The 24,921-nt window shown below is 59.2% G+C and carries 28 protein-coding genes; 9 read left to right on the forward strand and 19 right to left on the reverse strand.

Translation table 11 applies throughout. From position 1 onward, the window contains the following. Positions 1-3 precede the first annotated feature (3 nt). Positions 4-1,722, reverse strand: a complete 1,719-nt coding sequence (locus tag ACR0M9_RS16615; protein ID WP_480774137.1) for an ATP-binding protein — start codon at positions 1,720-1,722, stop codon at positions 4-6. A 31-nt stretch (positions 1,723-1,753) separates the two neighbouring features. Continuing rightward, positions 1,754-2,458, reverse strand: coding sequence for a response regulator transcription factor (locus ACR0M9_RS16620; RefSeq protein ID WP_267364197.1), 705 nt, complete (start codon positions 2,456-2,458; stop codon positions 1,754-1,756). A gap of 345 nt (positions 2,459-2,803) precedes the next feature. Here ACR0M9_RS16620 and ACR0M9_RS16625 point away from each other — a divergent pair, with 345 nt between their 5' ends. The 3 genes from ACR0M9_RS16625 to ACR0M9_RS16635 all read left to right on the forward strand — a co-directional run bounded on the left by ACR0M9_RS16625 (position 2,804) and on the right by ACR0M9_RS16635 (position 5,650). Then, positions 2,804-4,402, forward strand: a complete 1,599-nt coding sequence (locus ACR0M9_RS16625) for a phosphoenolpyruvate carboxykinase (protein WP_480774138.1) — start codon at positions 2,804-2,806, stop codon at positions 4,400-4,402. A gap of 282 nt (positions 4,403-4,684) precedes the next feature. Next, on the forward strand, positions 4,685-5,071 hold the full coding sequence (locus ACR0M9_RS16630; RefSeq protein WP_480774139.1) for a hypothetical protein: 387 nt from the start codon (positions 4,685-4,687) through the stop codon (positions 5,069-5,071). A 33-nt stretch (positions 5,072-5,104) separates the two neighbouring features. After that, positions 5,105-5,650 (forward strand): hypothetical protein, encoded by a 546-nt coding sequence (locus ACR0M9_RS16635; RefSeq protein ID WP_267364195.1) that lies wholly within the window; start codon positions 5,105-5,107, stop codon positions 5,648-5,650. A gap of 4 nt (positions 5,651-5,654) precedes the next feature. Here ACR0M9_RS16635 and ACR0M9_RS16640 read toward each other — a convergent pair whose 3' ends face one another. Next, positions 5,655-6,419 (reverse strand): sulfite exporter TauE/SafE family protein, encoded by a 765-nt coding sequence (locus ACR0M9_RS16640; protein ID WP_480588958.1) that lies wholly within the window; start codon positions 6,417-6,419, stop codon positions 5,655-5,657. Between the two features lie 144 nt (positions 6,420-6,563). Here ACR0M9_RS16640 and ACR0M9_RS16645 point away from each other — a divergent pair, with 144 nt between their 5' ends. The 3 genes from ACR0M9_RS16645 (at position 6,564) to ACR0M9_RS16655 (ending at position 9,495) form a co-directional block, all read left to right on the forward strand. Then, positions 6,564-8,255, forward strand: coding sequence for an acyl-CoA dehydrogenase family protein (locus ACR0M9_RS16645; RefSeq protein ID WP_480483752.1), 1,692 nt, complete (start codon positions 6,564-6,566; stop codon positions 8,253-8,255). A 252-nt stretch (positions 8,256-8,507) separates the two neighbouring features. After that, positions 8,508-9,062, forward strand: coding sequence for a hypothetical protein (locus tag ACR0M9_RS16650; RefSeq protein WP_480774140.1), 555 nt, complete (start codon positions 8,508-8,510; stop codon positions 9,060-9,062). Between the two features lie 40 nt (positions 9,063-9,102). Further along, positions 9,103-9,495, forward strand: coding sequence for an META domain-containing protein (locus ACR0M9_RS16655; protein ID WP_480538682.1), 393 nt, complete (start codon positions 9,103-9,105; stop codon positions 9,493-9,495). On the opposite strand, the gene recO is transcribed toward ACR0M9_RS16655, so the two are convergent. The 5 genes from recO to ACR0M9_RS16680 all read right to left on the reverse strand — a co-directional run bounded on the left by recO (position 9,479) and on the right by ACR0M9_RS16680 (position 12,771). Beyond that, a complete protein-coding gene (recO, locus tag ACR0M9_RS16660) occupies positions 9,479-10,204 on the reverse strand; it encodes a DNA repair protein RecO (protein WP_480774200.1) in 726 nt (241 codons plus the stop codon). The genes ACR0M9_RS16655 and recO overlap by 17 nt on opposite strands. A 188-nt stretch (positions 10,205-10,392) precedes the next feature. Beyond that, positions 10,393-11,181 (reverse strand): metallophosphoesterase, encoded by a 789-nt coding sequence (locus tag ACR0M9_RS16665; protein ID WP_480487131.1) that lies wholly within the window; start codon positions 11,179-11,181, stop codon positions 10,393-10,395. A gap of 193 nt (positions 11,182-11,374) precedes the next feature. Then, on the reverse strand, positions 11,375-11,704 hold the full coding sequence (locus tag ACR0M9_RS16670) for a DUF1491 family protein (RefSeq protein ID WP_480774141.1): 330 nt from the start codon (positions 11,702-11,704) through the stop codon (positions 11,375-11,377). Beyond that, positions 11,701-12,609, reverse strand: coding sequence for a GTPase Era (era, locus tag ACR0M9_RS16675; protein ID WP_209506233.1), 909 nt, complete (start codon positions 12,607-12,609; stop codon positions 11,701-11,703). Before era ends, ACR0M9_RS16670 begins: the two co-directional genes overlap by 4 nt. Before the next feature lie 33 nt (positions 12,610-12,642). After that, a complete protein-coding gene (locus ACR0M9_RS16680; protein WP_480774142.1) occupies positions 12,643-12,771 on the reverse strand; it encodes a hypothetical protein in 129 nt (42 codons plus the stop codon). Between ACR0M9_RS16680 and ACR0M9_RS16685 the strand changes: the two genes are divergently transcribed. Further along, the gene (locus tag ACR0M9_RS16685; RefSeq protein WP_480774143.1) at positions 12,770-14,152 is read left to right on the forward strand and encodes a multicopper oxidase family protein; all 1,383 of its coding nucleotides are present in this window, start codon (positions 12,770-12,772) and stop codon (positions 14,150-14,152) included. The genes ACR0M9_RS16680 and ACR0M9_RS16685 overlap by 2 nt on opposite strands. Before the next feature lie 51 nt (positions 14,153-14,203). On the opposite strand, the gene ACR0M9_RS16690 is transcribed toward ACR0M9_RS16685, so the two are convergent. The 5 genes from ACR0M9_RS16690 to acpS form a co-directional block, all read right to left on the reverse strand. After that, complete coding sequence (locus ACR0M9_RS16690; protein ID WP_480774144.1) at positions 14,204-14,794, reverse strand: hypothetical protein; 591 nt, start codon at positions 14,792-14,794, stop codon at positions 14,204-14,206. Positions 14,795-14,834: 40 nt separating this feature from the next. Beyond that, positions 14,835-15,512, reverse strand: a complete 678-nt coding sequence (gene rnc, locus ACR0M9_RS16695; protein WP_480774145.1) for a ribonuclease III — start codon at positions 15,510-15,512, stop codon at positions 14,835-14,837. After that, the gene (gene lepB, locus ACR0M9_RS16700; protein WP_480774146.1) at positions 15,509-16,537 is read right to left on the reverse strand and encodes a signal peptidase I; all 1,029 of its coding nucleotides are present in this window, start codon (positions 16,535-16,537) and stop codon (positions 15,509-15,511) included. Before lepB (ACR0M9_RS16700) ends, rnc begins: the two co-directional genes overlap by 4 nt. Positions 16,538-16,554: 17 nt before the next feature. Then, positions 16,555-17,394, reverse strand: a complete 840-nt coding sequence (gene lepB, locus ACR0M9_RS16705; protein ID WP_480487137.1) for a signal peptidase I — start codon at positions 17,392-17,394, stop codon at positions 16,555-16,557. 62 nt (positions 17,395-17,456) lie between these two features. Next, positions 17,457-17,876 carry a holo-ACP synthase gene (gene acpS, locus ACR0M9_RS16710; RefSeq protein WP_209506227.1) on the reverse strand — a complete coding sequence of 140 codons (420 nt, stop codon included), beginning with the start codon at positions 17,874-17,876 and terminating at the stop codon, positions 17,457-17,459. A gap of 127 nt (positions 17,877-18,003) precedes the next feature. On the opposite strand from acpS, the gene ACR0M9_RS16715 reads away from it, so the two are divergent. Continuing rightward, the gene (locus tag ACR0M9_RS16715) at positions 18,004-18,852 is read left to right on the forward strand and encodes a CE1 family esterase (RefSeq protein WP_480494635.1); all 849 of its coding nucleotides are present in this window, start codon (positions 18,004-18,006) and stop codon (positions 18,850-18,852) included. 39 nt (positions 18,853-18,891) lie between these two features. Here the strand turns inward: ACR0M9_RS16715 and ACR0M9_RS16720 are convergent, their stop codons facing one another. From ACR0M9_RS16720 to folK, 6 genes are all read right to left on the reverse strand, one after another. Beyond that, positions 18,892-19,518 (reverse strand): LysE family translocator, encoded by a 627-nt coding sequence (locus tag ACR0M9_RS16720; RefSeq protein ID WP_480774147.1) that lies wholly within the window; start codon positions 19,516-19,518, stop codon positions 18,892-18,894. Beyond that, entirely contained in the window at positions 19,515-20,261 is a 747-nt protein-coding gene (locus ACR0M9_RS16725) for a pyridoxine 5'-phosphate synthase (protein ID WP_480774148.1), read from the reverse strand. Before ACR0M9_RS16725 ends, ACR0M9_RS16720 begins: the two co-directional genes overlap by 4 nt. Next, positions 20,261-20,953, reverse strand: a complete 693-nt coding sequence (locus ACR0M9_RS16730) for a DUF2062 domain-containing protein (RefSeq protein ID WP_267364078.1) — start codon at positions 20,951-20,953, stop codon at positions 20,261-20,263. Before ACR0M9_RS16730 ends, ACR0M9_RS16725 begins: the two co-directional genes overlap by 1 nt. Before the next feature lie 16 nt (positions 20,954-20,969). Continuing rightward, positions 20,970-23,102 (reverse strand): RelA/SpoT family protein, encoded by a 2,133-nt coding sequence (locus ACR0M9_RS16735; RefSeq protein ID WP_480774149.1) that lies wholly within the window; start codon positions 23,100-23,102, stop codon positions 20,970-20,972. Between the two features lie 26 nt (positions 23,103-23,128). Further along, on the reverse strand, positions 23,129-23,482 hold the full coding sequence (gene rpoZ, locus ACR0M9_RS16740; RefSeq protein ID WP_209506215.1) for a DNA-directed RNA polymerase subunit omega: 354 nt from the start codon (positions 23,480-23,482) through the stop codon (positions 23,129-23,131). 94 nt (positions 23,483-23,576) lie between these two features. Then, positions 23,577-24,146 (reverse strand): 2-amino-4-hydroxy-6-hydroxymethyldihydropteridine diphosphokinase, encoded by a 570-nt coding sequence (gene folK, locus ACR0M9_RS16745; RefSeq protein ID WP_480774150.1) that lies wholly within the window; start codon positions 24,144-24,146, stop codon positions 23,577-23,579. 145 nt (positions 24,147-24,291) lie between these two features. On the opposite strand from folK, the gene ACR0M9_RS16750 reads away from it, so the two are divergent. Continuing rightward, a complete protein-coding gene (locus ACR0M9_RS16750) occupies positions 24,292-24,867 on the forward strand; it encodes a LabA-like NYN domain-containing protein (RefSeq protein ID WP_209506211.1) in 576 nt (191 codons plus the stop codon). Positions 24,868-24,921: the final 54 nt, after the last annotated feature.

The raw sequence follows: 24,921 nt of genomic DNA on the forward strand, positions 1-24,921 counted from the left end.
GAGTTATACAGGTAACCCCACCACAAAGCGTGCCCCTAGCGGGTCTGACGTAATATCCGCTTCGGTCGGGCGGATATTCTCAGCCCAGATTACGCCGCCATGGGCTTCGACAATCTGTTTCGAGATGGCCAGACCAAGCCCCGAATTGTTGCCGAAATGCTCTGCCGGGCGTTGCGAATAGAAACGCTTAAACACTTTGGTCAAGGCCTGTTCCGGAATACCCGGCCCGGTGTCTTCGACCACGACTAGAACACGGTTGTCGCGCTGACGCACCCAGACGCGGATGGCATCACTTTCTTCACAGAAGGAAATGGCATTGGTGATCAGATTGACGAATACCTGCGCCAGCCGTGCCTCAAGCCCGTTTATGACAATCGGTTCGGATGGCAGATCGGTGATATAGTCGATCCCCTTGGACCGCGCGTCCTCTCCCAGATATTGACCGATATTGCCAATCAGCTTGAGCAGATCAAAGGGTTGTTCTTCTTCCTTAACCAGTTCCGCATCAAGACGTGACGCGTTCGAGATGTCGCTGACCAGCCGGTCCAGGCGCCGAACGTCATGTTCGATTACACCCAGCAGCTTGTCGCGCTGATCATCGCGCTTGACCATGCGAAGCGTGCCAACAGCGGATTGCAGGCTGGCCAAGGGGTTCTTGATTTCATGGGCGACATCAGCGGCGAACTGTTCGTTTGCGTCGATCCGATTATACAGAGCAGTCACCATGCCCCGCAGAGCGCGGCTGAGGCGACCGATTTCATCCGGACGGGCGCTAAGATCAGGTATGCGAATGCGCCCCGGATTGACCCCTGTGCCCCGATCCTTACCCATTTCCGCCGCTGCGGCCAGGTCTGCCAACGGGTTGGCGATGGTCGAAGCCAGCACAAGGCTCAGGCCCACCGAAACCAGCAAAGCCACCACGAACATTTGCAGAATGCGCTCCTGCTCACGGCGGGCCAGTGCGTCGATCTCACCGGCGGGGCCTGTGATGGCAACTGCTCCGGCAGGGGTATCCTCGTAAAGAATCGGAGCAGCGGCTACGATCACGGTCTCACCTGCGGCGTCCTGAACTGCCTGAACCTGCCTTTGACCTGCCAGCGCCTGTGGGATAATTCCCTGCACCCGCTGTGCCAGAGTCGGTGCCTCGACCTCGGTCGACCAGTTGAGAAGGTTCGACACACCGATCCAGACCGCGTTCAACGTGTCGCTGATCACCGTGCTGCCGGTTTGCAGCTCGGAATTGGTTTGCAGAAGAACCGGCATGGCCGACACTTGCGGGGCACCGCGTGTCCAGCCAATCAGGGTGCCACTGGCGTCATAGACAAAGACTTCCCCGCCTTCAGGAAGTGTCAAACCTGACAGCGTATCTCTGACGTCGAGGTTGCCAGCATCCTGCGCGGTGTGCTGCGCACCCTGGCGCAGCTGGGTTTCAAAGACGTTGCTGACCAGCTGCGCATCGCCAAGCAGATTGCGCGCCGTCTGCTGAACCGTCTCTTTCCGCGAATCGTCCAGATACAGCAATCCTGTAACCAGGATCACCAGCGCGATCAGGTTGAAGGTGATGATCTTGCGCGCCAAAGGCGAGCCTCGCAGAGAAAACAGGTTTCTCTGGGACCGCTTTTCCCTCAGTTCCGCTGACTCGGTATCGTCGGGAATGACCCAGTCATCCCCGAGTACGACGTCACCGTCACGTAGTTCGCTGGCTGCTTCGGTGTCGCGCACGAGAGCCCATTACCCCTTGCTGGCGTGGCGCCTATTCTTCGTTGTACCGATAACCGATACCATAAAGGGTTTCGATCGCCGAAAACTCGGGATCAGCCGCGCGCATCTTCTTGCGCAGACGCTTGATGTGGCTGTCGATCGTCCGGTCATCCACATAAACCTGATCATCATAGGCCACATCCATCAGCTGGTCGCGGCTTTTGACGAAACCCGGACGCTGGGCAAGTGCCTGAAGAAGCAGGAATTCGGTCACGGTCAGGGATACATCATTCCCTTTCCAGCTGACCGCATGGCGCAGCGGGTCCATCCGCAAGTCGCCGCGTTCCATAACCTTTGTGTCGTTGCTATTGGCCGCAATCGCGTCGCCGCTTGTTGCTTCTTGCCGACGCAGCAGAGCGCGGATGCGCTCAACCAGCAACCGTTGCGAGAAGGGCTTTTTCACATAGTCATCCGCGCCCATGCGCAGACCCAGAACCTCGTCGATTTCATCATCTTTCGAGGTCAGAAAAATCACCGGCATCTGCGTTTTCTGACGCAGCCGTTGCAGCAGATCCATGCCATCCATTCGCGGCATCTTTATATCGAGTACGGCCATATCAGGCAGCTTTTTGTTGAACGCATCCAACGCGGCCTGGCCATCATTATAAGTTTCAACCTCGAAACCTTCGGCTTCGAGTGTCATGGATACAGACGTCAGAATGTTTCTATCGTCATCCACAAGTGCAATCTTTGACATCGGGCTCACCCCTATTCCTGCTCACTCGCGCAATAATTCGCTTATTTGTAAGGCATTGTTGGCGGTTTTAAGACGCCGAATCAATCCGTAACTGCGAATCGTGCCTTTGTTGCGGCAGGTCTGCGGCAAATTTGCCTTTATGCCCGCAAAAATATGCCCGGTTCTCGGTCATTGAATTTGTGATGGCGCTAAACCCGAACTTGGTTGCGCTAACTGCGTCAAACCCGCCTGTTCATGTCCTGAACGACCGTGGTAAGACGCGCCCAACCGCCGGTTTTCCCGGTACACTGCCCCAAAGGCGCCTCAGGGCCCAAAGCCCCCGCGCCGCCACAGGAGAAGATACACATGACATCTGGACGGGTTAACCCGCAATTCCGCCTCGAGGATCAGGGCATCGAGGGTCTGGGCAATGTCTATTATAACTTCATGGAACCGTCGCTGATCGAAGAAGCGCTGAAGCGCGGCGAAGGTACACTTGGGAATGGCGGTGCCTTTCTGGTCACCACTGGCAAGTTCACCGGTCGCTCGCCCAAGGACAAGCACGTCGTCAAAACCAGCAGCGTGGCTGACACTATCTGGTGGGAAAACAATGCCGAGATGACCCCAGAGGGATTTGACGCCCTCTACCAAGACATGCTGGCCCATATGAAAGGCCGCGACTATTTCGTGCAGGATCTCGTCGGTGGTGCCGATCCGACCTACGCGATCAACGTGCGCATGGTGACCGAGCTTGCCTGGCACAACCTGTTCATCCGTCACCTGCTGCGTCGCCCGGATCGCGAGGATCTGGACGAGTTCACCGCGGACTTCACCATCATCAACTGCCCCAGTTTTCAGGCTGACCCGGCCAAACATAACTGCCGCAGCGAGACGGTTATTGCGCTGAACTTCGACCGCAAGCTGATTCTGATCGGCGGCACCGAATATGCGGGTGAGAACAAGAAATCCGTCTTTACCCTGCTGAACTACATGCTGCCGGAAAAAGGCGTGATGCCGATGCACTGCTCGGCCAACCATGCTGTCGGAAACGCGGTCGATACCGCCGTGTTCTTTGGTCTGTCCGGCACCGGAAAAACAACCCTATCCGCTGATCCTTCGCGCACGCTGATCGGAGATGACGAGCACGGCTGGTCAGATCGGGGCACCTTCAACTTCGAAGGCGGCTGCTATGCCAAGACCATCAACCTGAACGCCGAAGCCGAGCCGGAAATTTATGCGACCACCTCGAAATTCGGCACCGTGATCGAAAACATGGTCTTTGACCCCGAGACCAAGGAACTGGATTTCGACGACGACTCGCTGACCGCGAACATGCGTTGCGCCTATCCGCTTGAATATATCTCGAACGCCTCGAAAAGCGCGCTGGGTGGGCATCCGAAGAACATCATCATGCTGACCTGCGATGCCTTTGGGGTTCTGCCGCCGATCGCGCGGCTGACGCCTGCACAGGCAATGTATCACTTCCTGTCGGGCTTCACCTCAAAGGTGGCCGGGACCGAGCGTGGCGTAACCGAACCGCAGCCCACCTTCTCGACCTGCTTTGGTGCGCCGTTCATGCCGCGTCGCCCGGAAGTCTACGGAAACCTGCTGCGCGACAAGATCGCCCAGCACGGCGCGACCTGCTGGCTGGTCAATACAGGCTGGACCGGTGGCGCCTATGGTGTCGGCAGCCGGATGCCGATCAAGGCCACCCGCGCCCTGCTGACCGCAGCGCTGGATGGTTCACTGCGCGACGCCGAATTCCGCAAGGACGCCAATTTCGGCTTTGACGTTCCCGTCTCTGTCCCGGGCGTCCCCGAAGTTCTGCTTGACCCGCGTCGGACCTGGGATGATCAGGCCGCTTTCGACAAGCAGGCCGAGAAACTGGTGCAGATGTTTGCCGAGAACTTCGAGCAGTATCTGCCATTCATTGATGACGACATCAAAGCCGTCGCAATCGGATAAACGAAAAAAGGGGCCGCTGGGCCCCTTTCTTTTTGCCGATCCGCAGCTCCCTTAGCTGCCCACCAAATACTCATCTTATAGTTGTGTGTCATAAAGTGCACATACAAGTGCGTTGTTTCAAAGTCCGATCTGCGCTAGGCATATTTACTGTTGAGACGAAAAAGCCCGGCACATTCGCGCCGGGCACTGACTGAAAGGACTTTGTGGAAGCTCATTTGCGCACACTCACAACGCTGAATTGAGCAACCTAATCAGGCTTCTAGTCTAAGTAAACGGGGATGAGTGTCAACATGGGACTGGCTGATTGGTATTGCTATCAGTGTGGTTCAAATGGTCGCGGACATGCGGCGGTTGGCACAGAAAACTACAGGTAACACCATGACGGAAATCTCGAAACTCACCGAACTACGCAAATTGATGCAAAGCATGGAGCGGACGCTTGGGCTGGAAAAACTATCTCCGGTTGAGCGCGACATCTATTACGCCGCGGAAGAGCTTTCAAAATCCACTCAGGAAGTGCGTACGTTCGGTTTGATCGAGCATACTTTGGTCCAAAGCATTTCACGCCCAACTTTTTTCCGCGCGCTGAAATCGCTGGTCGAAAAAGGCTATCTTTCGCAAAGCGGCAGCGCCAATCGCGGGCGGTACATCGTTCATGCCCCCAGATGACGCGCCCCGTGCGCGCACGGTGATGTGATCGCAATGCGCGGCTGGGCGACTGACACCCTTGCGGCTTCACTGGCTTATGTGCTGGCGTCGATACTGACCTTCGCCGTGCTTATGCCAATGCAGAACGTGTTTTTTCCGGAATACCCAAGCCGGGCGAGCCTGCTGTTTTTGCCACATGGCGTGCGGGTTCTGTCGGCCTGGCTGCTGGGGTGGCGCGCGGTATTTGCGTTGCTGCCGGGTGTGTTCATCGTCTTTGCTTATCTGGCGGGAACGGATGTTTTCCTGCCCACCCGCCTGCTGGCAATTGCTGTCGCGGTTCTGACAGTTCCTGCGGTTTTCTATCTGCTCAAGGCTGTCGGATGGGACCTGTTCCCCAACCCGAACCGCAAACCCTGCTGGATTTGCGTTATGGGCGTGGGCATAGCCACATCCATTCTGGTCTCTGGCCTGACCAATCTGGTCTTTGGCAGTGCAACGGTTGAGTACATCGCCTTCCTGATCGGCGACATCTCGGGCCTGTTCTTTCTGATGCTGGGTCTGTATTTCGCGTTCCGATTTGCAGACAGGCGACCGGGCTAGCGCCTTAGCCCATCAGGCCACGCCGCAGCAGGTTCAATCCCGCCACCAGTAAAACGAACAGCGTGGCCTTGCGAAAGCTGGCCTGATCGATGCGATCCTGCAGTTTCAAACCAACCCACATGCCAAGCATGGCGGGAAAGATCAGTATTACTGAAAACGGAACCGTTTGCACCCGCAGAAAACCGGACCAGACATGCGCGGCCAGTAACATGACCGCCCCCAATCCATAGATGACGCCCTGAATTCGGATCTGCTCGGCCTTCGGGGTATTCAAAGCCGTCAGATAAGCAACTGTGGGAGGACCCCAGATGCCCGACATGCCACCCACGAACCCGGCGACGCCGCCAACAATAGCCTCAACACCGGTTGATGGATGATGTAGCACCAGCCTGACGCCCAGAACCTGCACAAGGGCGAAGAAGGACACGAATGCGCCGATCAGCAGCAGGAAGACCGAACCGGGCACCAGCGTAACCAGCTGTGCGCTCAGTACCAGAAAAACACCGCCAACGACCAGGAACACCCGAAACCGGCGAATAGAGCTGAGTGCGGCGCTGGCGCCCCCGCGAAAAGCCTGAACGCCATTGGTGACAAGGGTCGGCAGAATAAGCCCTGCTAGGGTCAGATCCGGTGGCAGAAACGAATTCAGGCCAGATACAAACACCATGGGCATGGCAAATCCAACCATGCCCTTGACCCATCCGGCGGCAAAGGCGACGGCGATGGCAAGTAACAGCTCTTGCGGCGACAGAAGGGAAAACAGGTCCATGCCTTCTAGATATCATCTGGATTTTCTTCTGCATTGCAAAAATGATAAGGTAATTTTTGAACTTTCTAGCAGCAAATTGAGTATTTTTGTTGCGCTGCACGTGCAGCATGATATGACCAGACGACCGAGGAAAGGACGCGATTCATGGCCCATGACGGACAGGATATGACCCAAATGACAACTGATGCAGTTTTGCCCGATCTTCTGGATTTAACGCGGGCCGCCGTGCCTGCTGTGGACGCCGTTTTTGAAAAAGCCCGCGCATCCGTGCGTGGCATGGTGACTGCTGAGGGCCGGGTTTCTGGCGCATTGATCGAAGCAAATCAGACCGCCGCGCATGGTCTGGCCTGGCTGGCGACATATTCGCAGTCGCTGCAACAGATGCAGCGCTGGGCAGAAGCGCTGCAAGCCGATGGTAAATTTGGCGAGATCGAGCAGTTGCTGCACCAGATAGCCTTTGGCGAATATCTGCATCAGGTCGCGGGCGGTATTCCGATGAACCAGGGCGAGGTGGTGCGTCTTCAGGATATGGGTCTTGGCTGGGACGCGCTGTCGGGCTTTCAATCGACCGAAGTACAGACCCTGATGGCACGGGCCAATTCTCAGGCCGCACGTAGCCGTCTGGTTGCGCTGATGCAGGATCAGGCCGGAGCTACGATGTTCGGCGCGTCCGGTCTGGATGAAGAGCTTGAGATGATCCGGGACCAGTTCCGCCGCTACGCGCAGGAAAAGGTCGAACCAAACGCGCATGACTGGCACCTGAAGGATGAACTGATTCCGCTGGAAATCATTGAAGAACTGGCGGAAATGGGCGTTTTTGGTCTGACCATCCCCGAGGAGTTCGGTGGGTTTGGCCTGTCCAAAGCGTCGATGTGCGTGGTGTCCGAGGAACTGTCGCGTGGCTATATCGGCGTGGGTTCGCTGGGTACCCGATCCGAGATTGCGGCCGAGTTGATCATCGCGGGCGGCACCGACGCGCAAAAGGCACAGTGGTTGCCAAAGATCGCCAGTGCCGAGATCCTGCCGACCGCCGTTTTCACGGAACCTAACACCGGTTCAGACCTTGGCAGCCTGCGCACGCGCGCGGTCAAGGATGAGAATGGCGATTACAAGATCACCGGCAACAAGACCTGGATCACCCACGCCGCGCGAACCCATGTGATGACCCTGCTGGCGCGGACCAACCCCGACAGCACCGACCACCGCGGCCTGTCCATGTTCCTGGCGGAAAAGACACCGGGCACAGACGAGAACCCCTTCCCAACCCCCGGCATGACCGGTGGCGAGATCGAGGTTCTGGGCTATCGCGGTATGAAGGAATACGAGCTGGGTTTTGACGGCTTCCACGTCAAGGGTGAGAACCTGCTGGGCGGAGAAGAAGGCAAAGGTTTCAAACAGTTGATGGAAACCTTCGAAAGTGCGCGCATCCAGACTGCCGCCCGCGCCATCGGCGTCGCACAGTGTGCGCTGGACATCGCCATGCAATATGCGATCGACCGCAAGCAGTTCGGAAAATCCCTGATCAACTTCCCGCGCGTGTCTGGCAAACTGGCGATGATGGCGGTCGAAATCATGATCGCGCGTCAGCTGACCTATTTCAGCGCATGGGAAAAAGATCACGGCCAGCGCTGTGACCTTGAGGCCGGTATGGCCAAGCTGCTTGGTGCGCGTGTGGCCTGGGCTGCGGCGGATAACGGGTTGCAGATTCATGGCGGTAACGGCTTCGCGCTGGAATACAAGATCAGCCGCGTTCTGTGTGACGCGCGTATTCTTAACATTTTCGAAGGGGCTGCCGAAATTCAGGCACAGGTCATCGCACGACGTCTGCTCGGGTGACCCATTCCGGCAGTCCTGTTTCCCCGACTGGCCCGGCGCTTGCGCCGGGTCTTTTTCCTGTTTTGTACAATCTGTACGCGGTCCGAACCGTGCAGAGTACGTTTTGTACAAAACATACCATCGCCCCTCGCGGCCCGCGTAACGGTCATATCTGACCTGCGTGTTTCAAAACTTCCCCCTTTGATCCCGCCCTTTTCACCGGTACAGCATCAACCGGACACGAGGCGTCGAAATTAACTTTTGGAATACAGCATGACCCGACCTTTCCTTGCCATTTGGGCCGTTCTTGCGGCTCTTGCTCTGGCGGCTTGCACCACCTCGCAGCCGACGGTGAGCCGGAGTGATGTGGACGCGCTGGCGCAATCGATCCGGGGGCTTGGGGCGGATGTCGATCCGGCCGAGGCACAGCAAGCGGCCACGATTGCCTATGCCTATTCGCAGCAGCTGAAGCAGGACTGGAACGTCACCGACCCGGCGATCATCCACAATGCCAAGGTCATCAACGGGTTCCGCGAAAAGGGTCTGTGCAATGACTGGGCCGAAGCGATGACCAAACGCCTGCGGCAGGAAAATTTCCGGACGCTGGATTTGCATTGGGCCACGTCGCCGCCGACCCCGCTGCGCATCATCCACCATTCGGCATCGATCAGCGCCAAGGGGGACACGATGTATGATGGCATTATCCTGGACCCCTGGCGCAACAGCGGTGCCTTGTTCTGGGCGCCGGTGCGCGAGGATACGCGATACAACTGGGCACCCCGGCTGGAAGTGCGCGAGCGGCTTCTGAACGGGTCATTGCCCTACTGACCCGGTTTCGCCGACAGGGCAGATACGCTAGAACGCTGCCATGACACGCCTGATCCTGACTCTGCCTTTGATGGCCCTGTTTCAATGCGACAGGGATGAAACCGTTGCCGCCTATGGCGCGGCAGACCGGACATGGGCGTTGCAGGAGATCGACGGACAGCCCTTTGCCGCCAGCGCCCTGCTGCGGTTCCCCGAAGAGGGCAGGATCGCCGGAAATGCCCCCTGCAACGGCTATGACGGCACGCTGAACGCGCCCTACCCGTGGTTCGAAATTCAGGACCTGAGAGCAACGCGGGCCGCCTGCGCCGGGCTTGAGGCCGAAGGGGTCTATTTCGCCGCCCTTTTGGCCATGACCCAATCCGAAGTGTCGGGCGATGTGCTGATCCTGCGCAATGAGGACGGGCACGAGATGGTGTTCACAGCCGCCGAGTGACCTGATCCACGAACCGCGCGCGCGCCTCGGGCAAAGGGTTATGCCCCAGCGCAGGGGCGACGCGGTGGTTCAGGAAATATCCGGTTGTGCGCAAAGCCTCGGCAATCTCGGCATCCGGCGCGGTGCCTTCACCCCGCAGACAGGGCGGCAGCGGCAACAGCTTGTCTGCCCAATCCCCGGCCCCTTTGGCACTGACAGCGCGCCCGGTCTTGGGCGACACATAGGTCAGCCCCTCGGTCGTGCCGGTCGCGGCGCAGGCGGTCAGATCAAGGCCAAAGCCAAGCTCGTCCAGCAGCGCCAGTTCCCATCGCAGGTAGGCCAGCGGCCAGATCTCATCCTGTCCCAACAGGTCCATCAACCGCTCGGTCCGGGTATAGAGCGCCGGGTGCGCCTCTCGTTCGGGCAGGCAGAAGGACAAAAGCGACACGACGGCGTTCAGCCCGGACAGGGCCAGCCGCCCGGAAAACGCCGCCGCCGCGCGCGAGCGCAGGGGTTCGACCTGAAAGGTGCCGATATGTTCTTCCAGCCGCGCGCGCCACAGCACGTCCAGCTGCGCGCCGGGTTGCAGGATCGGTGCGATCTTGCGGCTGGTCCCGCCCCGCACCACACCAGCATGACGCCCGTGGGATTCGGTAAAGACCTCGATAATCGCCGAGGTTTCGCCGTGGCGTCGAGAGGTCAGTAGGATGCCGTGATCGCGCCAGTCCAATTCGGGGTCCTGTCGGTGATTAAGTTGTGGTGTTCCCAGAAAATCGTGAAGGGTTCCGTTCTGCAATGGTTTTGCACATCAAACGCGGAAAGATACGTGAATCGCCTGGTCCGACGGCAGGGGGCTAGTGATCTAAGTGGGACGAAGTGCCAATTCGCTGCGGATGCGCCGAGGTCTACTATTCCCGCTTAGTCGTCCATACCGAGGGTGAAATCGCAGAATTGCGTATATTGCAGGGTCACGTTGCCGTTCGATATTTCAAGCACTCCGTATTGTGGTGCTTCTTTAGCAGGCTTGAAGCTATCCCAATCCCAAGGAGGACGCGGTGCTGGCGCTTGAAACGACAACGCACCCAATGTCGCGAAAGGGATACCACGAACTGTCCCACAGGTAGGCCTATGAACATGCCCCATGAATAAGTGCTTCACGTTTGTATGGCGGCAAACGACATTCAAAAAAGCTTCTTCGTCCTCAAGTCTGATTTCATCTTGTTTAGGCAATCCAAGCGCGAACGGCGGGTGATGCATGAAGATGTAAGCGGGGCGATCGTCATTCCTGCTCAACAGGCTATCCAACCAGCCTCGCCGCACTTCGCAAAATTGGCCTGCGTGGGAGCCAACCTTATGGGTATCCAAGCAAACCACTGTACCGTCAGCGGTCTCTAGGGCGAATTGGATAAAATCAGGCATCGTGTCTTCGGGCAAAGGAAGATGGGATCTAAATCCACCCCTGTCATCGTTGTTTCCCATCATCGGATAGATATGCAACTTAGACTTGGCGAGGTATCCCGCCAATGCGGTATAGTCACCCTCGATATCATCCCCAACCAAATCTCCGGACAGTATCGCGAAATCAGCGTCAGCGTGATGGGTGTTTGCATGATTGATGGCAGCAGCGAGCCGCGCTCGTGGGTTTAGCCCGTCGATTGTACCTTCATTCTGGAAATGAGGATCGGACATCCAAATGATTTTGGTCATTCTAATCCCTTAAACTTAGATTAAACAATTGTCGCCAGCTTCGGGTACGCTAACTGCAATAGCGAGTAGCTGCCAGTCTTGTATGGAGATTCCAGCCATTCCGCGACGACGGCAGCTTCGCGCGGAACTGGTACAGTTTGCTCTGTATGCAGCATCAGCGACTTGGCCTCAAAGCCGACATGCGTCTGGCCCGCTACTCCAGCCCCTCTTCGCCCAGCAGGTGTCGGCCTTGCCGGTCTTCGACCTCAATCACCCAGAGGTCGGGGTCAAAGCTGCGCTGGCGCTGGATGGCGTGATCCACGTAGCCCTCGGGGCCAGAGGACAGTTCGACCCATGTGCGTTCACCGCTCATCAGATCAAAGCTGCGTTGAAAGGCGGTGGCCTGCCCGTCGAGCGTGTTGAGCTTGACCAAAACCGCGCCCGCGGTGTCATCGCCATGGGCCACAACAAAGGCGGGGATTTCCTGAAACCGGAGCCGCGCCAGATAGGCGTGCACCCAGAAATCGGCGGTCAGGCGGGTCATGCGTTGCCGTCTTTGAAATCCAGACCCATTTCCGAATAGCGCTCGGATTCCTCAAGCCAGTTGGGCCGGACTTTCACTTGCAGGAACAGGTGGATCTTGCGGTCGAGGAACTCTTCCAGTTCCGCCCGCGCGGCCTGACTGACGGCCTTGATCGTCTCGCCCTTCTTGCCCAGAACGATGCCCTTGTGGCCGTCGCGCATGACATAGATGACCTGATCGATTCTGGCCGAGCCGTCCTTGCGTTCTTCCCAGGTCTCGGTCTCGACCGTCAGTTGGTAGGGCAGTTCCTGATGTAGGCGCAGGGTCAGTTTCTCGCGCGTCATTTCAGCGGCGATCATGCGCAGGGGCAGATCGGCGATCTGATCTTCGGGATAAAGCCACGGGCCTTCGGGCAATTCGCCCGCCAGCCATTTGCGCAGGTCGTCGACGCCGTGGCCTTTCTCGGCCGAGATCATGAAGGTTTCGGCAAAGGGGTAGCGCGCGTTCAGGTCGCTGGTCAGAGCCAGCAGTTTCTCGGACGGCACCTTGTCGATCTTGTTGATGGCCAGCGCGATGGTGCGGCCCTGCCCGATCTCGGCCAGCCCTTCGAGGATGCGTTCGACCCCTTCGGTGATGCCGCGATGCGCCTCGACCATCAGCACGACGATATCGGCATCGGCGGCCCCGCCCCAGGCGGCAGCGACCATGGCACGGTCCAGACGGCGGCGCGGTTTGAACAGGCCCGGCGTGTCGACGAAGACCAGTTGCGCATCGCCTTCCATCGCAACGCCCCGGATACGGGCGCGCGTGGTCTGAACCTTATGGGTCACGATCGAGACCTTTGCCCCGACCATGCGGTTCAGGAGGGTGGATTTGCCTGCGTTGGGCTCTCCGATCAGGGCGATAAATCCGGCGCGTGTGGTCATGTGTCTGGCAATCCTGTCTGCAACTGCGCCCCCCTATAGCAGAAAGGTGCGGCGGGCCAGAGGGATTTGTCGCATTGCGGCCCTGCGTTTGCGGTGGCAGGACAGGCTCAGATGCCCAGCCAGTTCCAGCCCGGCAGCAAATCCTTTCAGTGAGGTTGTCATGAAACGTCGCGAGTTTCTTCTTGGAAGCGGTGCCGCCGCTGGCGCGTTTGGGTTGGGCGGATGGTCGCTGGCAGCAGGTGATGCAGCACAGGAACTGGTGCTGCAACCCGCCAGTTACCGGCTGCGCGAAGGGCTGACCACAGGGATGGTCAGCCTGTCGCCCGATGCGCCACCGCCGGTTCTGTATGGGCGGCAGGGCGAGCCTATGCGGCTGAGCGTGCGCAACACCTTGCCGGATTACACTTCGATGCACTGGCACGGGTTGCGTATTCGAAACGAGATGGACGGGGTGCCCTACCTAACCCAGATGCCCATCGGCGAGGGCGAAAGTTTCGCCTATGAGTTCACGCCACCGGATGCGGGGACCTACTGGTATCACCCCCATTGCATGACGATGGAGCAGATGGCGCGCGGGCTGACCGGCGTGATGGTGATTGCCGAGCCGGAAGAGCCGGGGTTCGACAGCGAACAGGTGATCAATCTGCGGGATTTCCGTCTGGACGAGGATGACGCGTTCCTGCCTGCCTATACGGCGCGGGGTGCGGCGCGGGCGGGCACGTTTGGCACGGTGCAGACCGCCAACTGGCAGAGCACGGCGGTCTATGAGCACGCGGCAGGCAGTCTGGTGCGGCTGCGGGTGGTCAACACGGACACGACCCGCATCTATAAGCTGCATCCCGAGGGGGCCGAGACCCGGATCATCGCCTGGGACGGGCATCCGGTCGAGATCGACCTGCCGGTGCCAACGGCGGACGAACCGCTGTTGCTGGGCCCCGGTCAACGGGTGGATATTGCCGTCCGGATGCCCGAGGGCGAAGGGCAGTCGGCGGAGCTGATGGCCAAGTTTCCCGGCCAGCCGCACCGCGCCATGGCGCGCTTGCGGGCGACTGGCACATCAGCGGCGCGTGATCTGAGAGAGCTGCGCCCGTTGCGTGCAAATCCCGTTGCGCGCCCCGATCCGGACCGTGCGGAATTGCATGAGTTCGTCTTTGGCTGGACCCCCGAAGGCGGTGCCCCGAATGACGGGTTCTGCGGCACGCTGGGGTATAGTTTCTGGTCGATCAACCGCAAACCCTGGCCGGGTGATGCAGCGCAGGGCACCGGGCCGCTGGCGGTTCTGGAACAGGGCAATAGTTATGTCCTGCGATTGCGCAACGAGTCGCCCAACCTGCATCCGATCCACCTGCACGGGCTGGCCTTCGTGCCGCTGCGATCCAACCTGCGCACCCTGCCTCCGCTGATGACCGACACGATGCTGCTGTTGAAGGATGAGGTGGCGGACATCGCGCTGGTGGCGGACAATCCCGGCGACTGGGCCTTTCATTGCCATGTGATCGAACATCAGAAAACCGGGCTGACCGGGTTTTTCCGGGTGGAGTGAAAAATGAAAGCCGTCGGCCCGACACCGGACCGACGGATAGAACGGATCAGATCACGGGTGACGGCGCAGGATGGGGTTCAGCACGGCAACAAACACGATGCCGTACAAAACGTGGCCGATCAGCGCGACCCATGTGATCCCGACGAAGTTCAGGAACGGCGGCAGACCGGCAAAGGTCGTGACACCTCCGATTGCAAACACCCACAGACCGAATCCATAGATTGCCGAGGCTGCCAACATGTGGACCGGACCCAGTACCTTGACCCAGATTGGCTGGAAAATAAGGAACCAACCCAAAGGATAGGCAATCAGGCCGACAATGTAGAAATGCACGAAGAAGCCCAGAAAAGCGTTGCTGGGCAAACCCAGACTGGACAGCAAACTCTGCGCCAGACCTTCGGGTGACAGGTTGGCCCAGCCGATCCCCGGACTGACAACTTGCCCCCAGAAATCGAAGGCCATGGTTGCCACAAACCCGGCAATGAACAGGAAGCCGATATTGACGAGCGAGAGTTTTGCACGTTGCATTGGATTGCCTTTATACGTTGTTTCCCGAGTGCTTTGACCTGCCGCAGTCTGACGGGTGCCAAAACGACTGATACCCAGATACAGGTCGTCTGTCGTGGCTTCTATAGTCTTCAAGTTAGATTGAAGTTTGTGACAGGCCGAGCTTCAACAGGGATCAGCCGACCCGCTCCAGCAACGCCTTGGCAGCCGCCTGTTCGGCCTGGCGTTTGGAGCCCGCGGTGGCTTGTGCCTCGGTTCCGTCCTGAAGGCGGGCGGCGATGGTGAAGACGGGGGCGTGGTCGGGGCCGCTGCGCTTGACCTCGACATAGCTGGGTGGTTTCTGGCCGCGCGCCTGCGCCCATTCCTGAAGCGCGGTTTTGGCGTCGCGGGCGTCGGCCTCGACCTTGTGGATGCGGTCGCCCCAGAGGGCGAGAATGACATCGCGGGCAGCTTCGAACCCGGCGTCGCGGTAGATGGCGGCAATCACCGCCTCCATCGCGTCGCCCAGCAGCGCCTGTTTGCGGCGCCCACCCGAGAGCATCTCGGACCGGCCCAGTTTCAGCACCGCCCCCAGATCGATCTGGCGGGCGACATCTGCGCAGGCCTCTTTGCGGACCAGAGCGTTGAACCGGGGCGCAAGCTGGCCTTCGGAGGCTTTCTTGTCGGCCTCAAGCAGCGCGGTGGCCATGACAAGGCCCAGCACCCGGTCGCCCAGAAATTCAAGCCGCTGATTGTCCGGGCGTGTCGACGATGAGACCGAGCCGTGGGTCAGCGCACGCACCAGCAACTCAGGGTTCAAGAACTCGTATCCTAGACGCTTTTGAAACGCATTCATTTCCGCAGATAATTTCATTGCACCTCCACAAGAATTCTATCCGGGCGCCAAGCCCAGACGAACCAAGGTGACCGCCCTGTCGACGAGAATACAACGCGGCCCGCGCGACCCGAAAGGTTTTCGCGTGGAACAAAACCGATACCACCCGCGGGTTGCGGGATCCGGCTATCGTTTGAGTTATCGCGATTGTCTCCGAGAAGGAAATAGTGCCCCTCTGGCACGGTATACATACCAGTATCATCGCCAGATTGGGTCGCAATGTTCAATACAGGATAGCTTACCCCATTCGGCAAGCTTTCAATAAAGTGACCTTTGTGGCAGGCATCACCTAAAGCTACCGGGCCGTTTTCGCACCGTGGGAAGAGACGAAATGGGCCTTGTCTTTCCATGGTTTCAGAAAAAACACCATCGGGTAACTGCGGAACCGCCTCTCCATTCAGAATGATACTGCCATCTTGCATTTGCACAAGGTCGCCTGGCACCCCGATCAGGCGCATAATATGATCTTGGCCTGTAACCGGGTGGCTGAACACGTACACTTCGCCAGCCTTCGGCACATTCCCTTGATCGAGTTCTGTTGTTACTAAATAGTCGCCCACAAGAAGAGTTGGCTTCATGTTGCCCGATGGTATTGTATAGGGCGTCCAAAACGCACGACTGAGGGCGAGCACAGCCAGAGACATAAGCGCCATTTTTCCCAGAAGATGACCTTTCTTGCCCACCCAAGCTGCATGCTGATTATGCTTGCCAGCCACAATGGCGCAAATCATCAAGAAAGCGATGTTCAGGACAGGCACTACTACCAATATTGCCCAAACCCCAGACCTGGCCATGTCGTGCAGACGCCGAACTGAAACCGAAACAAGCGGAAACATGGTGACGACCCAAAGCAATAGCCAAACCCACTTGGCAATAAACCCCCGCTCGACCATCCAAACAAAGGCCACTTGCAGCGCGAAGCAAAATAGAACCGTCAGCCAGAACTCAGGGCGTTTTGCAGTGCCACGCCAATCCAATGGCTGTCTGAAGATGTAACGTAACACCATTGTCTGGGGCGGGATCAATTGACCGCCTTGAAGAACCGATCCCCGCGCCAGGTCCAGAAGAACAGCATGGACCGCCCGGCGGACGAGAACATGATCCGGTCGGCGCGTCCGATCAGGTTTTCGTAGGGTACATAGCCAACCCCGCCAGCGGATTGCGGCAGGCGGCTGTCAGCCGAGTTGTCGCGGTTGTCGCCCATGAAGAAATAATGGCCTTCGGGCACGGTATAGATGCCGGTATTGTCCGAGCCCTGATTGCCGATATTCAGCACGTCATAGGTGACGCCGTTGGGCAGGGTTTCAATCAGGCGCGACTTTTCACAGGCGCCGCCAACGCCAACGGGGCCGTTTTCGCAGCGCGGGCGCAGGCGTTGCGGGCCCTGCGGTTCGGCGATTTCGGTGAATATGCCGTCAGGCTGTTGCGGAACCGGTGTGCCGTTGAGGATGATCTGCCCCTCGCGGACCTGAATGCGGTCGCCCGGCAGGCCGATCAGGCGCTTGATATAATCGCGCCCGCTGACCGGGTGGCGGAAGACGATGACATCGCCGCGCACGGGATCGCCGCCCCAGATGCGGCCGCCGTCGTCGCCCTGCATCCAGCCGCAGAGATCTTCGGCGTCGATATTCAGACCGACACTGGGGATGATCAGGCTGGGGCATGAGGCGTAGGAATAGCCGTAGGCCATCTTGTTGACGAAGAGGAAATCGCCGATCAGCAGCGTCTGTTTCATCGAACCGGAGGGAATCCAGAACGGTTGAAAGAAGAGTGTCCGGAACACGCCCGCGATCAGCAGGGCATAGACGATGGTCTTGATCGTTTCCCAGACGCCGCTTCCGGTTTTGGCTTCGTCGGCCATACTGCTCTCTCCAGTTCTCTGTGCTTGGCTTCGCTGCTACATGCGGGGGGGATGGGGTCAAGTCAAGGCTGTGTGACGTGATCTTGCAGAGGACGCGCCTCGATCACGACAAAGGCCTGTGCCCAGGGGTGGTCGTCGGTCAGGGTGACGTGGATGATCGCCTCGTGCCCTGCGGGGGTCAGTTCGTTCAGGCGTTCGGCGGCCCAGCCGGTGACATGCATCACCGGCTGCCCGGTGCGCAGGTTGGTGACGGCCATGTCCTTCCACGAAATGCCCATGCGCAGGCCGGTGCCGAGCGCCTTGGAACATGCCTCTTTCGCGGCCCAGCGCTTGGCATAGGTGCCTGCGGTATCCGCGCGGCGTTCGGCCTTGCGCTGTTCGGTGTCAGTAAAGACACGGTTGCGGAACCGGTCGCCGAACCGGTCGAGCGTGCCCTGAATGCGGTCGATATTTGCAAGGTCTGTGCCGATGCCGAGGATCATGTGGCTCTCATTTCTCTGGTCGGGCCAATCAACGGCAATTGATGACCACACGCAAGCGGTTGGTTGCCGCATTCCGTGATATACTTTACCGGAATGTTCAATTTTTACGTTGGTGTGGGGGGACGCAATGTCGAAAATTCCGTTCATGGCAATCGCGGTGGCTGGCATTGTCGCAAGCACCGTTTTCCCCGCTTTTGCACAGGATTGCGGAACCGAGGATACCCCCTGTCAGGTAGGAGAGTTGTCCTATCGGGTGGTTCTGCCCGAGGCCGCGCCCGAGCCGCCAGCTGTTATCTATCTGCATGGCTATGGGGCAACGGCGAATTCAGCCGTGAATCTTTCCGGCCTCGCGGCGGCCTTTACCGACCGCGGCATCGCCTTTATCGCGCCGAATGGTCAGGTCGACATTGGCAACCCCAAGGTGTTGGACTGGGGGGTGCATGATGGCTATCGCTGGCCGCGGGATGATCTGGCCGCGCTGGAGCAGATCAAGGAAGACGCCATTGCCCGTTTCGACCTGAACGCAGATCGCATTTTGCTGGCGGGGTATTCACGCGGCGGATCACTGGTTTGGGACAAGGCCTGCACGGATCATTCCTTTGCCTTTGCCTATGCCTCGGCATCAGGGGCTTTTTGGGAGCCAATGTGGCGGCGGTGCAGCGGCCCGGTTCACATGCATCATTCCCACGGATTTGCAGACCGGACCGTCCCGCTGGAGGGGCGTTTTGTGACCTTTGGGGACTATGATTTCGAACAGGGTAGCGTTTTGAAATCCATTGAAATTCTGACCAGAACCAATGGATGCGGGCAGATGGCGAACAGCGTTTCAACAGAGGGCGCAACCTGGCGAAAGAAGTGGACCGAGTGTCAGGACGGCTCTGTCACCCTGGCGCTGGGGCCACATGGCCACGGCAGGCAACCCGGTTGGGCAAATGCCGTGGCGGAATGGTTTTTGGAAATCTCGAACGCGCCCTAGCGCTTCCACCGGCTTTTGCCGAAATCAATTTCGCCTGCTTTACAACAACCGCACCGTCAGGATCTTGTAACTCGCCACGCCAAAGAACCCGGCGAAGGCGAAATCGAACCAGCGGCGGGCGCGGCGGTAGGTGCGGACCATGCGGGCGGATGAGAACAGGAACGCATAGCCGATGAAGATCAGCAGCGATCCTGCGTACAGCATGGCGAAATAGCCCAGCAGCATCGGCAGGTTGGCATCGCTCGGCGCGACGATGGCATAGATCGACCCCCAGCTGAGGATCGCCTTGGGGTTGGTCAGGTGGATCGCCGCACCTTTGGCAAAGATCGTGGGCAGCGTGCCGGTGACCGCTTTGCCCAAGGCGACCTCATCATCCGAGGTCATCGCGCGTTTCAGGGCCTTCAGCGCCAGCCAGCCCAGATAGGCCACGCCGACATAGCGGATCACCTCGAACAGCCAGACATTGGCCAGCATGACCGCCGACAGGCCCAGCGCTGCGGCAATGCCCCAAGCGGCCGATCCGGCGCAGATGCCAAGGGCAAAGGCCAGCCCGGCGGTGCGGCCTTCGTTCATGGCGGTTCCGGCAATGCCCATCGTGGCCGGGCCCGGCGAGCCCCCGGCCATCAGCCAGGCGAACCAGATGGCGATAAAGCCGGGGGTGATCACGCGCGTGCCTCGTCCATCAGACGGCGCATTTCCCGAATGGCGGGGGTGAGACCCAGAAAGATCGCCTCGCCAATCAGGAAATGCCCGATGTTCAGTTCCATGACCTCGGGGAAGGCGGCAACCGGCTTTACGGAGTCATAGGTCAGGCCATGGCCTGCATGAACCTCGAGCCCCAGCGAATGGGCAAAGGTGGACATCTGGCGCAGCGCTTCAAGCTCGCGCGCGGCGGCGTCCATGCGGCCTTCGGCATGGGCATCGCAATAGGCGCCGGTGTGCAGTTCGATCACCTCGGCACCGATACGGTGCGCGGCCTCGATCTGGCGCTGATCCGCGGCGATGAAGATCGACACGCGGCACCCGGCCTCGCGCAGGGGGGCGATGAAATGGGCCAGCTTGTTTTCCTCGCGCGCGACTTCGAGCCCGCCTTCGGTTGTGCGTTCCTCGCGCTTTTCGGGAACGATGCAGACGGCGTGCGGCTTGTGGCGCAGGGCGATTTTCTGCATCTCGTCGGTGGCGGCCATTTCAAAGTTCAGAGGCACCGACAGAACCTCCATCAGGCCGTCGATATCGGCATCCGAGATATGGCGGCGGTCTTCGCGCAGATGCGCGGTGATGCCGTCGGCGCCGGCCTCTTCTGCCAGCTTGGCGGCGCGCAACGGGTCAGGATAAGCCCCGCCGCGCGCGTTGCGCACGGTGGCAACATGATCGATATTCACACCCAGACGCAGACGGCTTTCGGACATCATTTGGTTCCTTTTGCAGATTTTCGCCCCGACCTTAGCGATCTTGGCGCGGGACTGGCAGATGTTTCTCCGGCCAGACGTTTGATTTCTTCAAACTTTGCCTTGATCTTCGCGCGGCGGCGCTGCTGGTAGGTCAGGATCAGTGGCAGGCTGAGGTAGTAGCAGATGATGCCCGCCACGATACCGGGGATGATGCCGCCAATCATGTAGGGATAGAAAACGTCGTGATAGAACTGCCCCAGCCCGTGCCAGTCGGCCACGCGATCGGTGAAGAGCGCAAGAAGGTTGTCCTTGAGGTCACCGATGGCGTCGGCAAATTTGCCCATCAGCCCCTGCGTGTCGCCTTCTTCATATTCGGTGCCCAGCAGGAAATGCCCGGTTTGCAGGCAGATCACCCCAATCGGGACATAGGTCAGGGGGTTGCCAAAGAACGTGCCGCTGAGCGCGGCCAGAATATTTCCCTTGATCAGCCGCGCACCAATTGCCGCGACCAGAAAGTGCAGCCCGTAAAACGGCGTGAAGGATGCGAAAACGCCCGCCCCGATGCCGCGGGCGATCCGGTCAGGGGAATCCGGCAGGCGGCGGACACGGTGTTTGACATAGTGGAAGGCGCGGGTCCATCCGCCACGCGGATAGACGAGTTCCGATGCGACCTGAACAGGAGAGCGTCGGTCTCGGCGCTTGAATACCACCCGTGATCACCCCTTCTCAGCCAGCCGCGGTCGCGGTTTTGGTCCGGTCCCGATAACGCTCGACCGCTGCAACGTCGCTTTCAGCCTCAAGCATCAGCATCAGCGAATGCAACTGTTCAAGGTCGCGCAGTTCGACATTGATCAGCAGGCGGTAAAAATCCGGTTTGCGGTCCACAAATTCCAGGTTCGAGATATTGGCCTTTTTCTCGCCGATCAATGTGCAAATGCGCCCCAGAACCCCGGCATCGTTGCCGATGGTCAGATCCAGTGTCGCCCCATAGACGGCCGGGTGCGTGCCAGAATGCCAATGCAGATCGACCCAGCGTTCCGGTTCGCTTTCATATTGGCTGAGCTTGTCGCAGTCGATGGCGTGCACCACAACACCCTTGCCCCGGTAGGTGATGCCGACGATCCGTTCGCCCGGCAGCGGCTGGCAGCAGGGCGCGCGGTCGAATTTCTGGCCGGGTTCAAGACCGATCACGGCGCGCCGCAGCGGGATGGCGTCGCCGTCATCCTGAGCCAGTTCGGGATAGACGGCCTGAACCACCTCATGAGCGGTCAGTTCTGCACTGCCCAGACGGGCCAGCAATTCATGCCGGTCTTTCAGGCGCAGGTGCTTGGCGGCGGTATCAAGCGCCTTGTCGGTGGCCTTGCGCCCCACATGGTCAAAGCCCGAGCGCGCCAGTTCCTTGCCCAGCTTGATGAACCGTTCGCGATCCACCTCGCGCAGGGCGCGGCGGATGGCGGTACGGGCCTTGCCGGTGACAGCGATCTCAAGCCATGTGACCTGCGGTGTCTGCCCGTCAGCGGTGATGATATCGACCGACTGGCCGTTCTTCATCCGCGTCCAGAGCGGCACGCGAATGCCATCGACCTTGGCCCCCACACAGGCATGGCCGATCCGGGTGTGGATGGCATAGGCGAAATCGATCGGGGTCGCACCGCGCGGCAGTTTCACCACGTCGCCCTTGGGGGTGAAGCAGAAGACCTGGTCCGAATACATCTCGAGCTTGACGGCTTCGAGGAAATCTTCGTGATCATCCTCGTTGTCGAATTGCTCGGTCAGGTTGGATATCCATTTCGCCGGGTCGACGGCAAAGGGGTTTTCCGTGCGCACCCCGTCCCGGTAGGACCAGTGCGCCGCAACGCCGGTTTCTGCCACATCGTGCATCTGGCGGGTGCGGATCTGAACCTCGACCCGTTTGCCATCGCGGCCTGAAACGGTGGTGTGAATCGAGCGGTAGCCGTTCGATTTCGGCTGGCTGATATAGTCCTTGAACCGCCCCGGCACCGCGCGCCAGCGCTGATGGATGGCCCCAAGCGTGCGATAGCAGTCTTCTTCCGTCTGGGTGATGATGCGGAACCCGTAGATGTCCGAGAGGCGCGAGAAGCCCTGATCCTTTTCCTGCATCTTGCGCCAGATCGAATAGGGTTTCTTGGCGCGGCCAAAGACTTCGGCCTCAATGCCTGCCTTTTCCAGCTCGTGGCGCATGTCGCCGGTAATGCGGTGGATCACATCGCCGGTTTCGCGTTGCAGCGTGATAAAGCGACGGATGATCGACTGGCGGCCTTCGGGATTCAGGACGCGGAACGCGAGGTCTTCGAGCTCCTCGCGCATCCATTGCATCCCCATGCGGCCCGCAAGCGGCGCATAGATATCCATCGTCTCGCGCGCTTTCTGAACCTGCTTTTCGGGCCGCATCGCCTTGATGGTGCGCATGTTGTGCAGACGGTCGGCCAGCTTGACCAGAATGACCCGCAGGTCCTTGGACATGGCCATGAACAGCTTGCGGAAATTCTCGGCCTGCTTGGTTTCGCGGCTGGACAGTTGCAGGTTGGTCAGCTTGGTGACGCCATCGACCAGTTTGGCGACCTCATCCCCGAACAGATCGGACACCTTGCCGTAATTGGCCTTGGTGTCTTCGATCGTGTCATGCAGCAAAGCCGTAATGATCGTCGCATCATCCAGACGCTGTTCGGTCAGGATGGCGGCAACGGCAACGGGGTGGGTAAAATAGGGCTCGCCAGAGTGGCGGAATTGCCCTTCGTGCATCTTCTGGCCGAACTCATAGGCCAGCGCGATACGTTCAGCATTCGTCTTGGGATTGTAGTTGCGGACCAGCGCAATCAGATCGTCAGCAGAAATCATCCGGTCCGCACCTTCGTCTTTGGAGCTTACCCCTGCCCTTGAGCCTCCATCAGGGCGCGCAGGAGTTTTTCTTCGGACATGTCGTCCATCGCAGGCTTGTCCGACTCGGCACCCATCAGCAGCGCCATCTGATCTTCTTCCGGCTCATCAACCTCGATCTGGGTCTGGTTGGCCTCGATCAGGCGTTCGCGCAGGGCGTCCGCGCCTTGGGTCTCGTCGGCGATTTCGCGCAGGGACACGACAGGGTTCTTGTCGTTGTCGCGGTCAACGGTAATCGCGGCACCGGCAGAAATCTCGCGCGCCCGATGGGCGGCCAGCATCACCAGTTCGAACCGGTTTGGAACCTTGTCTACGCAATCTTCAACCGTCACGCGGGCCATTGGGCGCTCTCCGTTTCTGAGTCCATGTCAGGAAGGGGTTTATCTAAGCGCGATTCCGCGCCTTGACAAGCAGGAAATGCTGCATTTGCAGGGATCACAGCGGCGTAACCGCCGCAACCTCGGGCGGGGGCAGGTCGGCAACCATCTGGGAAACCGTGCGATCAAGCACGGGGTGGCGCCAGTCGGGCACAATATCCGCCATCGGCACAAGCACAAAAGCGCGGTCCTGAAGGCGCGGATGCGGCAGGATCAGCTGATCCGGTGCCTCTTGCCGCTGTGCCTCGGGCGGCAGGGTCAGCCAGCGGTCGAACAGGGCACGATTGGGCAGAATCTGATCGCCATAGCACACAAGATCCAGATCCAGCGTCCGCATTCCCCAGCGCTGCACCCGTTCACGACCGAACTGGTGTTCAACCTCGTGCAGCACGCGCAAAAGCTGGGCCGGGGATTTGTCGGTTTCGATCAGCACAGCCGCATTCAAGTAGTCCGGACCAGCGCCAGCGGGGAAGCAGGGTGTCGCAAAAAACCGGCTGACAGAGCGAATCACTACGCCCTGTTGCGAAAGTGCGTCAATTGCGCGCTGTAGCGTTACAGCGGGCCTATTTCCTCTCAGATCGAGATTTGCGCCCAATGCCACAACCGCGTTTGGCAAAGAATTGTACATATGCTACCCTATATTCGACACATTGCATACTTGCGATAACGGCCAAAAGTTCTAACTATAAGCCCACCAGATTGCGTCAATTTATAAAACACCCACTCACTCACGTAACGCGGCGCAGTCTGGATTATACCGGAAGGACCTATTTATGTTTTATAAGGACGAACGGCTAGCGCTGTTCATCGACGGCTCGAACCTTTATGCCGCGGCAAAAGCACTCGGTTTCGACATAGACTACAAACTTCTGCGGCAGGAATTCATGCGCCGTGGCAAGTTGCTTCGGGCTTTCTACTATACAGCGCTGCTTGAAAACGACGAGTATTCACCGATCCGCCCATTGGTTGACTGGCTTCATTACAACGGCTTCACCATGGTCACAAAACCGGCCAAGGAATACACCGACAGCATGGGGCGTCGGAAAGTCAAAGGAAACATGGATATCGAGCTGACAGTCGATGCCATGGAACTGGCACCGCGTGTGGATCATATCGTGCTGTTCTCGGGTGACGGGGATTTCCGCCCGCTGATCGCCAGCCTGCAACGTCAGGGCGTTCGCGTGTCGGTCGTGTCAACGATCCGCAGCCAGCCGCCGATGATTTCGGACGAGCTGCGCCGTCAGGCCGACAACTTCATCGAGTTGGAAGATCTGCGTGACGTGATCGGTCGCCCGCCGCGTGAAATGCCGGCAGAGCATCGCAGCGTCGCGGTTGCAGGCGGCAGCTGATCCGGCACCACTGCCTGTTGATGGGAAAAATTCGCGCGGTCAGGACCGGAGTCC

Source organism: Ruegeria sp. CH2 (assembly GCF_056537065.1).